Source organism: Pseudoalteromonas sp. 10-33 (assembly GCF_001469195.1).
GTDB lineage: Bacteria > Pseudomonadota > Gammaproteobacteria > Enterobacterales > Alteromonadaceae > Pseudoalteromonas.
In genome coordinates, this window is record NZ_LOFI01000023.1 from 22,137 (window position 1) to 35,455 (window position 13,319).

14 protein-coding genes are annotated in these 13,319 nt (G+C 39.3%); 11 read left to right on the forward strand and 3 right to left on the reverse strand.

What is annotated here, in order from left to right; translation table 11 throughout:
* Position 1: 1 nt before the first annotated feature.
* Positions 2 to 1,144 carry a methyltransferase gene (locus ATS76_RS11005; RefSeq protein WP_058404991.1) on the reverse strand — a complete coding sequence of 381 codons (1,143 nt, stop codon included), beginning with the start codon at positions 1,142 to 1,144 and terminating at the stop codon, positions 2 to 4.
* 41 nt (positions 1,145 to 1,185) lie between these two features.
* Between ATS76_RS11005 and ATS76_RS11010 the strand changes: the two genes are divergently transcribed.
* The 11 genes from ATS76_RS11010 (at position 1,186) to nqrM (ending at position 11,234) form a co-directional block, all read left to right on the forward strand.
* Positions 1,186 to 1,779: an alpha-ketoglutarate-dependent dioxygenase AlkB family protein gene (locus ATS76_RS11010; RefSeq protein ID WP_058552180.1), complete on the forward strand. Its 594-nt coding sequence runs from the start codon at positions 1,186 to 1,188 to the stop codon at positions 1,777 to 1,779.
* A 78-nt stretch (positions 1,780 to 1,857) separates the two neighbouring features.
* Complete coding sequence (locus ATS76_RS11015) at positions 1,858 to 2,169, forward strand: BolA family protein (protein ID WP_058552181.1); 312 nt, start codon at positions 1,858 to 1,860, stop codon at positions 2,167 to 2,169.
* A 111-nt stretch (positions 2,170 to 2,280) separates the two neighbouring features.
* Entirely contained in the window at positions 2,281 to 3,474 is a 1,194-nt protein-coding gene (fabV, locus tag ATS76_RS11020; protein WP_058552182.1) for an enoyl-ACP reductase FabV, read from the forward strand.
* Between the two features lie 510 nt (positions 3,475 to 3,984).
* Complete coding sequence (locus ATS76_RS11025; protein WP_058552183.1) at positions 3,985 to 5,328, forward strand: Na(+)-translocating NADH-quinone reductase subunit A; 1,344 nt, start codon at positions 3,985 to 3,987, stop codon at positions 5,326 to 5,328.
* A gap of 1 nt (position 5,329) precedes the next feature.
* Positions 5,330 to 6,544: an NADH:ubiquinone reductase (Na(+)-transporting) subunit B gene (locus ATS76_RS11030; RefSeq protein ID WP_006791493.1), complete on the forward strand. Its 1,215-nt coding sequence runs from the start codon at positions 5,330 to 5,332 to the stop codon at positions 6,542 to 6,544.
* The gene (locus tag ATS76_RS11035) at positions 6,537 to 7,286 is read left to right on the forward strand and encodes a Na(+)-translocating NADH-quinone reductase subunit C (protein ID WP_010556997.1); all 750 of its coding nucleotides are present in this window, start codon (positions 6,537 to 6,539) and stop codon (positions 7,284 to 7,286) included. Before ATS76_RS11030 ends, ATS76_RS11035 begins: the two co-directional genes overlap by 8 nt.
* Positions 7,286 to 7,918 carry an NADH:ubiquinone reductase (Na(+)-transporting) subunit D gene (locus tag ATS76_RS11040; RefSeq protein WP_006791491.1) on the forward strand — a complete coding sequence of 211 codons (633 nt, stop codon included), beginning with the start codon at positions 7,286 to 7,288 and terminating at the stop codon, positions 7,916 to 7,918. The genes ATS76_RS11035 and ATS76_RS11040 overlap by 1 nt, the downstream gene beginning before the upstream one ends.
* 10 nt (positions 7,919 to 7,928) lie before the next feature.
* Positions 7,929 to 8,537: an NADH:ubiquinone reductase (Na(+)-transporting) subunit E gene (gene nqrE, locus ATS76_RS11045; protein ID WP_006791490.1), complete on the forward strand. Its 609-nt coding sequence runs from the start codon at positions 7,929 to 7,931 to the stop codon at positions 8,535 to 8,537.
* A gap of 17 nt (positions 8,538 to 8,554) precedes the next feature.
* Entirely contained in the window at positions 8,555 to 9,778 is a 1,224-nt protein-coding gene (nqrF, locus tag ATS76_RS11050) for an NADH:ubiquinone reductase (Na(+)-transporting) subunit F (RefSeq protein WP_058552184.1), read from the forward strand.
* A gap of 113 nt (positions 9,779 to 9,891) precedes the next feature.
* On the forward strand, positions 9,892 to 10,920 hold the full coding sequence (locus tag ATS76_RS11055) for an FAD:protein FMN transferase (protein ID WP_058552185.1): 1,029 nt from the start codon (positions 9,892 to 9,894) through the stop codon (positions 10,918 to 10,920).
* A 101-nt stretch (positions 10,921 to 11,021) separates the two neighbouring features.
* On the forward strand, positions 11,022 to 11,234 hold the full coding sequence (gene nqrM, locus ATS76_RS11060) for a (Na+)-NQR maturation NqrM (RefSeq protein WP_058404997.1): 213 nt from the start codon (positions 11,022 to 11,024) through the stop codon (positions 11,232 to 11,234).
* A gap of 920 nt (positions 11,235 to 12,154) precedes the next feature.
* On the opposite strand, the gene ATS76_RS11065 is transcribed toward nqrM, so the two are convergent.
* Both ATS76_RS11065 and ATS76_RS11070 read right to left on the reverse strand, forming a co-directional pair.
* Positions 12,155 to 12,742 carry an FMN-binding negative transcriptional regulator gene (locus ATS76_RS11065; protein WP_058552186.1) on the reverse strand — a complete coding sequence of 196 codons (588 nt, stop codon included), beginning with the start codon at positions 12,740 to 12,742 and terminating at the stop codon, positions 12,155 to 12,157.
* Positions 12,742 to 13,317 (reverse strand): GNAT family N-acetyltransferase, encoded by a 576-nt coding sequence (locus ATS76_RS11070; protein ID WP_058552187.1) that lies wholly within the window; start codon positions 13,315 to 13,317, stop codon positions 12,742 to 12,744. Before ATS76_RS11070 ends, ATS76_RS11065 begins: the two co-directional genes overlap by 1 nt.
* Positions 13,318 to 13,319 lie beyond the last annotated feature (2 nt).

The window sequence follows — 13,319 nt, forward strand, 5'->3', positions numbered from 1 at the left end:
GTTATAACACCCCACTATTTTTAGTTGAACTTAAAACCACAAACTTTTTGTTTGAACCTAATAGCTTACAGTTACCAAACATACGGTTTAACTTGTCATGATAGTCAAGATGGCGATTACCAATAATACGTAGCTCTCCGCCTTCTTTTAATGTGTCCTTAGCTTGTTTAAACATTTGCCAAGCAATGTGATCGGTAACCGCTTGTGCTTGGTGAAAAGGGGGATTACATAGCACCATATCTACACTGTTTTTTTCAAAGCCGGTTAGGCAATCATTTTCGATAAATTCGCAATCATCAAATCGTTCTGCCATGTTTTGCTCTACGTTAAGTCGTGCAGACTCAACCGCCATGTATGACTCATCAACAAACGTTACTGAGGCTTTAGGGCAGCGTGCCAAGGTCATAACACCTACCACGCCATTACCACAACCCAAATCAACAATGTGCTTAGCTTTTGGTGTTTGCGGCAAGTAGTTAAAAAAGAAGCGAGCACCAATATCTAATGAATCACGTGAAAACACATTTGCATGGTTTGTAATAGTAAACTCGGTGCCTTCAAGCTGCCACGAAACAGGATAGTCAGCGGCTTTATAACCGCCTTTTGCACTGCTCAATATGAGGCGTGACTTTTTCACAGCTAAGCTTGTTTTAGTTTCACCAATAAACTGTTCAAAAGCCTTAATTGTCGAGTTATGAATATCTTTAGTTTTACCTGCAGCAATAACGGGTGTGCCTGGTGCAAGAACTTCGCTTAACTCACTTAGTTGAAACTGTAAAAAGCCAACATTACGAGGTATTTTTATTAATACTAAATCAATATCCTCCGGTAACGCTGATAAGCTATCCAATTGCGTAAATTGAGTTGTAGATAGCTTGTTTTCTTGTAGGTTATACGCCGCCGCTTGATGGCTAATATAAGAGTCGTTAACTGAACAAACCGTTAATTGATTAAAACTACAGGCAAGGGCACCAAAGCTATCATTTAAAATAAGCAATGAGCGACAATCAGGATGATGTTCGTTAACATAATTGATAAGGTACTCATCGCCCGAATCCCACGCTTGTAAGCTGCGGTTTTTTTGATCCAAAGGGAAGCGTTCAAGAGTAAAAGTTTTATCGCCTAGCTGGGCTTGGGTCGTCATAGTGGTTTTGTATCAGTAAACTAATGTAGGTAAATTCTAACATGCAACGGCAAAACGCCAACCCCCAACAGTTACCAAATGGCTTTTCTTATCAAACAAAGGCGCTTAGCGCGCAAAAAAGCCTCGATTTATTTTACTATCTACAAAAAAACCTTAACTGGCAGCAGCCAGAAGTCACTGTTTACGCTAAAACAGGGCCGATCCCACGACTACAATGTTTTATTAGCGACCATGAAATTGAATACGGCTATTCAAATAGTAAGTTAATAACTGAACCTTGGCCAAGTATATTAATGGCAATGCGAAAACGATTAGAGGCACATTTAAATCAGCCTTTTAATTCGTTGTTAGTTAATTATTATCGTGATGGCAACGACACCATGGGGTGGCACAGTGATGATGAGATAGAGTTGGGTCAGCAACCCACAATTGTGTGCATATCACTTGGGGCAGAGCGAGTATTAAAGCTTAAAGATAAGGCCAGTAATAAAGTAACGGATCTAAAATTACACAGTGGTAGTTGTTTGGTTATGAGTGGCAATAGTCAGCGAGATTTCCAGCATGCTATTTTAAAGCAAACAACCTTAGCTCATCCACGCATAAGTTTAACCTTTAGGTATATAAAACAAGGTTAGTTGCGTAATTTAGTTAGCCAACGGGCAGGGCAGCTTGCTATGATAAGTTCATAAATTAGCTATAAATAATGGTTTGATATGTCAATGCAGCAACAAATCCAAGAAAAAATCAGCAATGCTATAGCGTGTAAGCATTTAAATGTAATTAACGAAAGTCATATGCACAGCAAAGGCACTGACTCGCACTTTAAGGTTATTGTGGTCAGCGAAGAGTTTTTAGGTAAGCGCCTTTTGCAACGTCATCGTCAAATTAATGAAATTTTAAAAGAAGAGCTTGCAAACGACATACATGCATTGGCTATTCATACTTACACTCCGGACGAATACGCTGAGCATGATAGCGAAGCACCTGCGTCGCCAAACTGTTTAGGTGGGTCTAAATTAGATTGATTAATTGAGGTTTGACAGCTATTTACACCCGTATTTAACTGATCAGATCAGTGTTTTAAGTATTAGCCTTTAAACTAGCGCTAATTTTTTAGTAAAAATATAGGATCATCAATGGTCATTAAGCCAAAAATTCGTGGATTTATTTGTACAAACGCTCACCCAGTAGGCTGTAGCGAACATGTGCAAGAGCAAATTAACTATGTAAAACAACAAGGCGCATTAAAAAATGCGCCAAAAAATGTGTTAGTTATTGGTGCATCTACAGGCTACGGCTTGGCGTCGCGTATTACGGCAGCATTTGGTGGCGGTGCTAAAACATTGGGTATCTTCTTTGAAAAAGAAGGCACCGAGCGTAAAACAGGATCGGCGGGTTGGTATAATACAGCTGCTTTTCAAAATGCAGCAGACGAAGCCGGTTTGTGGTCTAAAAATATCAACGGTGATGCGTTTTCAAACGAAATAAAACAAAAAACAATTGATACAATTAAAGCAGATTTAGGTAAGGTTGATCTGGTTATTTATAGCTTAGCGTCGCCTCGTCGTACCGATCCAAATACAGGTGAAGTTTACTCTTCAACGTTAAAGCCAATTGGCAACGCAGTTACAACAAAAAATCTAAATACGTCAAAGCGTGAAATTGACGAAATTACTGTAGAAGCTGCCACACAAGACGATATCGATAACACGATTAAAGTAATGGGTGGTGAAGATTGGGAAATGTGGATTGACACTTTAAAAGAAGCCGACGTACTTGCTGATAACTTTAAAACGACTGCTTATACTTACATTGGTAAAGAGTTAACGTGGCCAATTTACGGGCACGCGACTATTGGCAAAGCAAAAGAAGACTTAGACCGCGCAACGGTTGCGATTAAAGAATCAACTAAAGCGTTAAACGGTCAAGCGTATGTTTCATCACTTAATGCTGTTGTAACACAAGCAAGTTCTGCTATACCAATTATGCCATTGTATATTTCTGCTTTATTTAAAGTTATGAAAGCGGACGGAACATACGAGGGCACCATTGAGCAAATTCATGGTTTATTTACTGAAAATCTGTACGGTGAAGCGCCGCGTTTTGATGACGGTGGGCACTTATTCCAAAACTACAAAGAACTTGAAGATGATGTTCAAGCACGTATTCAAGCTGTATGGGATAAAGTAGATACCAGCACGATTGATGAGCTGACAGATTACGTTGGTTACCATAATGAATTTTTACGCTTATTTGGTTTTGGCATTGAGTCAGTTGATTACGAGCAAGATGTAGAGCCAGTTAAAGCAATTGCAAATATGATTGATTAACCAATTAAGTGAATAGTCAGGGCTTGTTTGTCTTTCCCTGGCAAATTTTAAGTAACCTGTTTGGTAGTGCTGCAAGGCAGAGCTCATGTTGTGAGGTTATTGCCTACAAATAAGTATTAATGCTAAACAAGTGCTGCCTTGGGATTCAACAAACTTTAATCTTGAAAGCTCAGCATGCCCCAATTAAAAAGTCGCTTCGTGCGACTTTTTTCAATTAAAAAACCTCATTCTTTGCTTAAGCTACCACTTTGGTCTAACTTAAATTTTATTAAATCTAGTTAACAAAACCAAATAAGCGTTTCAGTCGTATAATTTTCATAAATACACTCGCATAGTCACCCACAATGGTGTTAAAATTAAGGCAATATGTGAAGAGTTTTTACCGCGTTGCCTGTTTAATGACCAAAGCGAGTTTTTCTTTTATACATTGAAATAACTTGGGGTAGCTTAAATGGCGACGTGGTTGGTACGATTTTTCAGTTTCTTTCCGTTAATGTAGTGCAAGTGCGTATGATCAACATAAAAAAAGGTCTGGATTTACCATTAGATGGCGCACCTCAGCAAGTTATTCACGACGGTTCACCCGTCAAAAGAGTAGCCTTGCTAGGTGAAGAGTTTATAGGTATGCGTCCAACCATGCATATTCGTATGGATGACCAAGTTAAAAAAGGCCAGGTACTTTTTGAAGATAAAAAGAACCCAGGCGTCCTATTTACCGCACCAGCTTCTGGTGTTGTAAAAGAAATAAATCGTGGTGCTAAACGTGTGCTGCAATCTGTTGTTATTGAAGTAAACGGCAGTGAGCAAATCACCTTTGACTCTTTCTCTGAGGCTGAGCTTACAAGCTTAGACCGTGAAAAAGCTAAAGAAGTACTAATTCAGTCAGGTCAATGGACAGCACTACGTGCTCGCCCATTCAGCAAAGTAGCGGCTGTGGATGCAAATCCTAGCTCTATATTTGTAACCGCTATAGACACTAACCCTCTTGCTGCAGATCCTGCAGTGATTATTGCTGAAAATGCGCAAGCGTTTGAAGCGGGCTTAGCTGTTGTTTCGCGTTTAACCGACGGAAAAGTATTTGTTTGTAAGCAAGCTGGTAGCCAAATTCCTAGCTCATCTATTGCTCAAGTAGAAGTACATGAGTTTGGTGGTGTGCATCCAGCTGGCCTTGTAGGCACTCATATTCACAACCTTGACCCTGTATCTGCTAGCAAGCAAGTTTGGCATATCGGTTACCAAGACGTTATTGCGTATGGTCACCTTTTCCTTACTGGTGAAATTTACACAGATCGTGTTGTTTCTCTTGCAGGTCCGCGCGTTAAAAATCCACGTTTAGTGAAAACACAATTAGGTGCTTCATTAGATGACTTAGTGGCAGGCGAACTAGAAGACGGTGATAACCGTGTTATTTCTGGTTCTGTACTTGCCGGTGCTACGTCGTCTGGTGTTCATGCATTCTTAGGTCGTTACCATGTTCAAGTATCTGTTTTACTTGAAGGTCGCGAAAAGGAATTGTTTGGCTGGATTGCACCAGGTAGTGATAAATTCTCTGTAACGCGTACATTCTTGTCTCACCTTACACCGAGTCGTTTATTTAAAATGACAACGTCTACGGGTGGTTCAAAACGTGCCATGGTTCCACTTGGAAGTTATGAGCGTGTTATGCCACTAGATATTTTGCCTACACTATTATTACGTGACTTACTGTCTCGTGATTTAGACAGTGCAATTTCATTAGGTGCGCTTGAATTAGATGAAGAAGATTTAGCGTTATGCACCTTCGTTTGTCCTGGCAAATACGAGTACGGCGCAGCCCTACGCGATTGCTTAACTACGATCGAGAAGGAAGGCTAAAATGGGTTTAAAAACTTTCTTAGAAGATATCGAGCCGCATTTTGAACCAGGTGGAAAACACGAAAAATGGTACGCACTGTATGAAGCAGCCGCGACTATTTTTTACACACCGGGTTATGTAAATAAAGGCTCAACTCACGTTCGCGATAACATCGACCTAAAGCGTATGATGATTTTAGTGTGGATGGCGACGTTCCCTGCCATGTTTTTTGGTATGTTCAATATTGGTCATCAAGCGGCTATGGCACTTGGTAATGGCTTTGAACTAGCTAACATTTGGCAAGTAGGTTTATTCCAGCTACTAGGCGGTGATTTAACTGCTGATGCCGGTTGGGGCGCAAAAATGTTCTACGGAGCCTGTTTCTTCCTACCTATCTATGCAACAACGTTTGTTGTTGGTGGTTTTTGGGAAGTGTTGTTTGCTTCAGTGCGTAAGCATGAAGTTAATGAAGGTTTCTTCGTAACATCAGTGCTGTTTGCACTAATTTTGCCTGCAACAATTCCTTTATGGCAAGTTGCACTAGGTATTACTTTCGGTGTTGTAATCGCAAAAGAAATATTTGGTGGTACTGGTCGTAACTTCTTAAACCCTGCACTTGCAGGTCGTGCATTTTTATTCTTCGCATACCCAGCGCAAATTTCAGGTGACACCGTATGGACAGCAGTAGATTCATTCTCTGGTGCAACTATGCTAGGTCAAGCATTTGCAGGTACGTTAGGTGGTGACTTAGGTTACGCTAACATGCAAATGTGGTGGAATGCGTTCTACGGCTTTATCCAAGGTTCTATGGGTGAGACGTCAACGCTTGCTGTGCTTATTGGTGGTTTGTTCTTAATCTACGTTCGTATAGCTTCGTGGCGTATTGTACTAGGTGTATTCCTAGGTATGGTGATCACATCATCAATACTAAATACAATTGGCTCAGAAACTAACGCAATGTTTGCTATGCCTTGGTACTGGCACATGGTGCTAGGTGGTTTTGCATTTGGTATGTTTTTTATGGCTACAGACCCTGTATCTGCTGCATTTACTGACAAAGGTAAATTGGCATACGGCGCGCTTATTGGCTTTATGGTTATCATGATCCGTGTTGTTAACCCTGCATACCCAGAAGGCATCATGCTGGCAATCTTGTTTGCTAACTTGTTTGCACCATTATTCGATCACTTTGTAGTGCAAGCTAATATCAAGCGGAGGTTGGCACGTAATGTCTAGTAATAACGAATCAATTGGCAAAACGCTAGCTGTTGTTGTCTCATTATGTTTGGTGTGTGCAGTCATTGTATCGCTAACATCTGTACAACTTCGTCCTTTGCAAAAAGCAAATAAGGCAAAAGATATTCAAAGCAATATTTTAGCTGCTGCAGGCATTAGCAAAGTTGATAACGTTGCTGAAACGTTTGAAGCTAAAATCGAAACACGCTTTATAGATATGCAAAGCGGTGATTTTGCAGACCCTGTAGAAGACTTTGACTTTGAAAAAAGTAAATATGATGCAGAGCTGAGCAAATCTTTAAAAGAGAATGGTATTAAGGACATCGCTGGTATTCAACGTATTACCAAACGTGCGCCTGTTTACATCTCTAAAAAAGACGATGGCTCTACTGACGCAATTATCCTTCCTATCCAAGGCTATGGTTTATGGGGTTTGATGTACGGTTTTATCTCGCTTGAAAGCGATGGCGAAACAATTAAAGACATCATCTTCTACAAGCACAATGAAACACCTGGTTTAGGTGGTGAAATTCAAAACCCACAGTGGACTGCAACGTGGGAAGGTAAAGAGTTACCAATCCAGATCGTTAAAGGAACTGCGGGCGGTGATGAGCATAAAATCGATGGTCTTTCAGGTGCTACATTAACATCTAACGGTGTTGATCACGCGGTTGATTTTTGGACCGGCGAAAACGGCTTTGGCCCTTTCCTTGCTAAAGTACGTAATGGAGCATTGAAATAATGGCTGATACTAAAGAAATGAAGGCGGTCCTGTTTGGGCCAGTTTTCGCTAACAACCCAATTGCACTTCAAGTACTCGGTATTTGTTCTGCGCTGGCTGTAACGTCTAGCTTAAAAAATGCATTAATCATGTCAATAGCTTTGACATTGGTAACCGCGTTTTCAAGCCTTTTTATCTCGACTATTCGTAATCACATCCCATCGTCAGTACGTATTATCGTACAAATGACAATTATTGCGTCATTAGTAATCGTAGTTGACCAAGTACTGCAGGCTTTCTCTTACGCTACGGCAAAAGAGCTATCTGTATTTGTTGGTCTAATTATTACTAACTGTATCGTGATGGGGCGTGCTGAAGCATATGCGATGAAGTCGCCACCATTAATGTCTTTCCTTGATGGTATTGGTAACGGCTTGGGTTACTCTGTAGTACTTCTTACTGTTGGTTTCATTCGTGAGCTATTTGGTAAGGGTTCACTATTCGGTGTTGATATTATTCCATTAGTACAAAATGGTGGTTGGTACCAACCTATGGGTCTATTGATCTTACCACCGAGTGCATTCTTCATCATTGGTTTATTCATTTGGGTACTTCGTACTTATAAGAAAGACCAAGTAGAAGCTAAAGCGTAAGGGGCGATAAGTGGAACATTATATTAGTTTATTTGTAAAAGCCGTTTTTATTGAAAACTTAGCTTTAGCGTTCTTCCTAGGTATGTGTACTTTCTTAGCCGTGTCTAAAAAAGTAACTACATCAATTGGCCTAGGTGTAGCGGTTATTGTTGTTTTAGGTATTTCTGTACCAGTTAACAACTTGGTTTACCATGCGGTATTAGCACCAGGTTCACTTGAGTGGCTTGGCTACCCAGAAGCAGATCTTAGCTTTTTACGTTTCTTAACTTTCATTGGTGTTATTGCAGCACTAGTGCAAATTCTTGAAATGGCATTAGATAAGTTCTTCCCGCCACTTTATAACGCATTAGGTATTTTCCTACCACTAATCACAGTTAACTGTGCAATTTTTGGTGCGGTAGCCTTCATGGTTGAGCGTAACTATAACTTCGGCGAGTCTGTTGTTTATGGTATTGGCGCTGGTGTGGGTTGGGCGCTTGCAATTACATTACTTGCAGGTATCCGTGAGAAAATGAAGTATTCAGACGTACCAGATGGTTTACGTGGTTTAGGTATTACCTTTATCACTGTTGGCTTAATGGGTCTTGGCTTTATGTCATTCTCTGGTATTTCACTGTAATAATAGCGAGGTCAATCATGGATATTTTCTTAGGCGTTGGTGTTTTTATCGCTATCGTTGTAATACTAGTTTTAATCATCATTGGTGCTAAGTCTAAACTAGTTGCAAGCGGTGATATCATCATCGGTATTAATGGCGATGCAGACAAAGCCATTAAAACATCAGCAGGTAGTAAGCTATTAGGTGCACTATCTGAGTCGGGTATTTTCGTATCTTCTGCTTGTGGTGGCGGTGGCTCTTGTGGTCAGTGTCGTGTTCACATAAAAGAAGGTGGCGGCGATATTCTACCAACTGAACTTGATCACATTTCTAAAGGTGAAGCCCGCGAAGGTTGCCGTTTAGCGTGTCAGGTAAATGTTAAAAATGACATGGAAATTGAACTTGAAGAGTCAATTTTCGGTGTTAAAAAATGGGATTGTGAAGTTATCTCTAACGATAACAAAGCAACGTTCATTAAAGAACTGAAGCTACAAATTCCAGATGGCGAATCAGTGCCTTTCCGTGCGGGTGGTTACATCCAAATAGAAGCACCAGCTCACCATGTTAAATACGCAGATTTCGATGTTCCTGAAGAGTATCGTGGCGACTGGAATCATTTTGGTTTCTTTGACCTGGAGTCAAAAGTAGACGAAGAAACAATTCGTGCTTACTCAATGGCTAACTACCCAGAAGAAGAAGGCATCATCATGCTTAACGTGCGTATTGCTACGCCGCCGCCAAGAAACCTAAGCCTACCTTGTGGTAAAATGTCATCGTACATTTGGTCACTTAAAGAAGGTGATAAAGTTACTATTTCAGGTCCATTTGGTGAGTTCTTCGCTAAAGAAACTGACGCTGAAATGGTATTTGTAGGTGGTGGTGCAGGTATGGCACCAATGCGTTCACATATCTTTGATCAACTTAAACGTTTAAATTCTAAGCGTAAGATGAGTTTTTGGTATGGTGCGCGTTCAAAGCGTGAAATGTTCTACGTTGAAGATTTTGACGGCCTAGCTGCTGAAAACGATAACTTTGTTTGGCACACAGCGCTTTCAGATCCACAACCTGAAGATAACTGGGAAGGCTATACTGGCTTTATCCATAACGTGTTATTCGAGAACTATCTTAAAGAGCACGAAGCGCCGGAAGATTGTGAGTTCTACATGTGTGGTCCTCCAATGATGAACGCAGCAGTTATCAATATGCTTAAAGACTTAGGTGTTGAAGACGAAAATATCTTATTAGATGATTTCGGTGGCTAACACGCATATCAAAACAGATTAGTTTTGGTTAAAATATCAGCCTCGTAGCACTGTGTGTTACGAGGCTTTTTTATTCTAATTTATTAATTTTTAACCTATTAAGTAGGGTTGTTATGAACAAAGTAAATACTCCCCAGGGCATAATGGCCTTATTTATAATTACACTGACTTTACTGTTATCTGGATGCGCAGAATCGGTCCCAAAGGAAACCTATTTAGAAGGTAAAACAATGGGGACTACCTATCATATTAAATACTATGACGAGCTAGAGGCGATGTCTGCCCTTCAAATACAAGAACAAATAGATGCTGTATTAGTCGATGTAAACCAGTCTATGTCTACATACATTAAAGACTCGGAGATAAATATATTTAACCGCTTACCAGCAAATCAATTTATGCCAATAAGTGAAGACTTCAGGGCCGTTATAAGCGAATCTATCCGTTTAGGTGAATCTACCAATACACTTGATGTGACAATGGGACCATTAATTGATTTATGGGGATTTGGTCCTGATAAAAAGCCGACCAATCGACCTACCGATGGTGAGCTTCAGGCAATGATTGCAAACATTGGTGTAGATAAGCTTGTTTTAAATGAACAAGGCTTAGCAAAAACAGTTGATGGGCTAGAGTTATCATTTTCTGCAACAGCAAAAGGATACGGCATAGATAAAGTTGCGCAATTATTAGAAAGCCGCGGTATTGCTAACTACATGGTTGAAATTGGTGGTGAGCTTCGTATATCTGGTGAAAAGCCGAATGAACAAGGATGGGTAATAGCAATAGAGCAACCTGATGCAGAGCCTGGAAAGCGTGAAGTGCACCGTATTTTGTTACCAGGCACCATGGGAATTGCAACCTCTGGTGATTACCGCATTTTTTACATTATGGATGGCGAAACTTACACGCACTTGATTGATCCGCTTACGGGAATGCCAATAAAGCACGACCTAGTTTCTGTAACGGTATTACACCCAAGTGCAATGACCGCAGACGGCTTAGCAACTGCATTAACCGTTATGGGGATGGAAAAAGCGCAAGCTTATGCACAAGATAATAATTTGGCTGTGTATTTGATTGCTAAATCGCCTGATGGCTTAGTCACGTATTCAAGTCCTGCATTTGAACCCTACTTGTAAGTGTTTAAAGCTGGTTTATTTCCATAGAGGTTGGGTATATAATATCTACTACTCAAAAATAGTTTGAGCTTAATTTATTGCTGATCAATAGGGGCTAAGCAATGTCACTTTTTTTTCTTACTTTTGGCTTACTAATTTTAATTGTTACAGCAATGGCTGTAGGGATGATCGTGCAAAAAAAATCAATGGCGAGTAGCTGTGGTGGATTAGGTTCGGTGGGTATAGACAAAGCCTGTGATTGCGATGATCCTTGTGATAAGCGTAAAAAACGCCTAGCCAAAGAACAAGCTTGGAAAGAAAACCAAATAATTTAAATATTTTTTTAGAACAAAAAGCGCTTTTATAGCGCTTTTTTTGTGCCTGTTTTTTAGAGGGCTAATACAAGTTCAATTTGAAAAGTTCATTTTATTTAATAAGAAACAGACTGGTTTTGTCATAAATAACATTAAAGAATAATGGTTTACTTAGTTTCATACAGGGGCATTGAGTTGTTCTATGCCCAATAATATAAAGATTTATATAGTTCCTTATAGGTAGATATTTAGTAACTTAAAAGCATGGCTATTAGACTAAGGTCTATAGTTTAGTTTTTTTCATCTATCAGGTTTATTTTTATCGCTTGTGAAATTTGAGTAATAACTCTAAAGTTAACCCATAGACACAGTTAAGGGCTTAATTAGTAGCTCTAGTGTAGTGAAAGCGTGTTTATAGGCAATGGCCAGAATTCGTTAGTGTATTACTAACACAAAGAATCTTTATATTGTGTGTGAAGATGTTGTCAGTGTGAAAGGCAACTCAAGTTAGGTGGTGACTTAATTTGAGTTGTTTTATTTCCCTACAATTGTCACGCAGTGTAAAACCAAAATCTTTATATTGTGTGTGAAGATGTTGTCAGTGTGAAAGGCAACTCAAGTTAGGTGGTGACTTAATTTGAGTTGTTTTATTTCCCTACAATTGTCACGCAGTGTAAAACCAAAATCTTTATATTGTGTGTGAAGATGTTGTCAGTGTGAAAGGCAACTCAAGTTCGGTGGTGACTTAACTTGGGTTGTTTTTATTTCCCTACAACTGCCACGCATTGTAAAACCAGAATCTTTATATTGTGTGTGAAGATATTATTAGTGTGTAAACGGTCTAAATTCAATTTTGTTGAGTTTGGGCCGTTTTTATTTTTATTCTATCAATGTTTATTTCATCATTAAAAAGATGCAAAACGTGTAAATAATAAAGTAAATTAAATCATCTCAGCAATAGAATGCTTATTAGCATTGACTAAACTTTTCTTAATTTCCATTCTTGTATCCTCAGGCTTGTTTTGGCTTAGTTTAAAATTACCGCTCCAATGAATAGGTTTAAAATTTATAAAACATAGCTGCTGGTAAAGCCGTTCACGCGACTGGATTGGTATTTTATTGAGTTGCCATTTTGGCTCAAAACTTTCTTCGAAATGCGATGTTAGTCTCTGCATAATATGATGTTTTTGATTATTACACTCAACTATTTCAACCTTTGCTAGTACCTCTAACGAGCAGTAAAGCCAGCTTGGTAGTGTTTTATTATTACTATACGAGGGTGATAGATAACAGTTGTCACCATTAAAGTGTAATTTTACAGAGCGTTTATCACATTGCGTTAACGGATTATTTTTTGCTACGTGCGCAATAAATACATTACGTGATGGCTCATATAATACAGGTACTTGGCATATATTATTTAAGTCACTTTGCAAGCAGGGCGTTAAAATACTCGCTAGAGGAAATTGCTCAACTAAAGCCTGCAAACGTTCACTATTATGCTCTTGAAAATGCATCGGTGGGTACATTAAAGTCTCCCCTCTAGTTGTGATTTTATATCCGGCCACTGCTCATCGACTATGCTAAATTTTGCTGTGCTTCTAAAGCTACCATGACTTAGTAATCTATCTTTATGGGCCACACCCTCAAAACGAGCGCCTAGACGCGTTATTGCATTACGTGATTTTTTATTATTTTCGTGAGTATTAAATGAAATACGCACTAAACCTAGCTTTTCAAATGCGTAATTAAGTAATAAGTATTTAGCATGTGAATTTATGTAAGTACGCTGCCAATCATTACTAATAAATGTATGACCAATTTCAGCGCTTAAATTATGTGTATCTAACTTAAATAACCGTGTCGTGCCCACTACTTGCTGTGTATTTTTATCAATAATGGCAAAAACAACTTGCTCGTTTTTATTAAATTGCGCCTGAGTTAAAAACCATTCGTTTAGTATTTCAGGGCTTTTAGTGTAATTGCTTAATACCCATTGCCATACATCAGGGTGCTGGCCCGCTTTATATAATCCATTTAGGTGCTTATGGTTTAATGGCTCTAAAATGACCTTGTTTGTTTTATGTGCTTGCAGAGTAAACATTA

Bases quoted from the DNA above. Each gene is read 5' to 3' on its own strand.
- ATS76_RS11005 (WP_058404991.1), bottom strand. From the start codon at position 1,144: ATGACGACCCAAGCCCAGCTAGGCGATAAAACTTTTACTCTTGAACGC.
- ATS76_RS11010 (WP_058552180.1), top strand. From the start codon at position 1,186: ATGCAACGGCAAAACGCCAACCCCCAACAGTTACCAAATGGCTTTTCT.
- ATS76_RS11015 (WP_058552181.1), top strand. From the start codon at position 1,858: ATGTCAATGCAGCAACAAATCCAAGAAAAAATCAGCAATGCTATAGCG.
- fabV (WP_058552182.1), top strand. From the start codon at position 2,281: ATGGTCATTAAGCCAAAAATTCGTGGATTTATTTGTACAAACGCTCAC.
- ATS76_RS11025 (WP_058552183.1), top strand. From the start codon at position 3,985: ATGATCAACATAAAAAAAGGTCTGGATTTACCATTAGATGGCGCACCT.
- ATS76_RS11030 (WP_006791493.1), top strand. From the start codon at position 5,330: ATGGGTTTAAAAACTTTCTTAGAAGATATCGAGCCGCATTTTGAACCA.
- ATS76_RS11035 (WP_010556997.1), top strand. From the start codon at position 6,537: ATGTCTAGTAATAACGAATCAATTGGCAAAACGCTAGCTGTTGTTGTC.
- ATS76_RS11040 (WP_006791491.1), top strand. From the start codon at position 7,286: ATGGCTGATACTAAAGAAATGAAGGCGGTCCTGTTTGGGCCAGTTTTC.
- nqrF (WP_058552184.1), top strand. From the start codon at position 8,555: ATGGATATTTTCTTAGGCGTTGGTGTTTTTATCGCTATCGTTGTAATA.
- ATS76_RS11055 (WP_058552185.1), top strand. From the start codon at position 9,892: ATGAACAAAGTAAATACTCCCCAGGGCATAATGGCCTTATTTATAATT.
- nqrM (WP_058404997.1), top strand. From the start codon at position 11,022: ATGTCACTTTTTTTTCTTACTTTTGGCTTACTAATTTTAATTGTTACA.
- ATS76_RS11065 (WP_058552186.1), bottom strand. From the start codon at position 12,742: ATGTACCCACCGATGCATTTTCAAGAGCATAATAGTGAACGTTTGCAG.
- ATS76_RS11070 (WP_058552187.1), bottom strand. From the start codon at position 13,317: ATGTTTACTCTGCAAGCACATAAAACAAACAAGGTCATTTTAGAGCCA.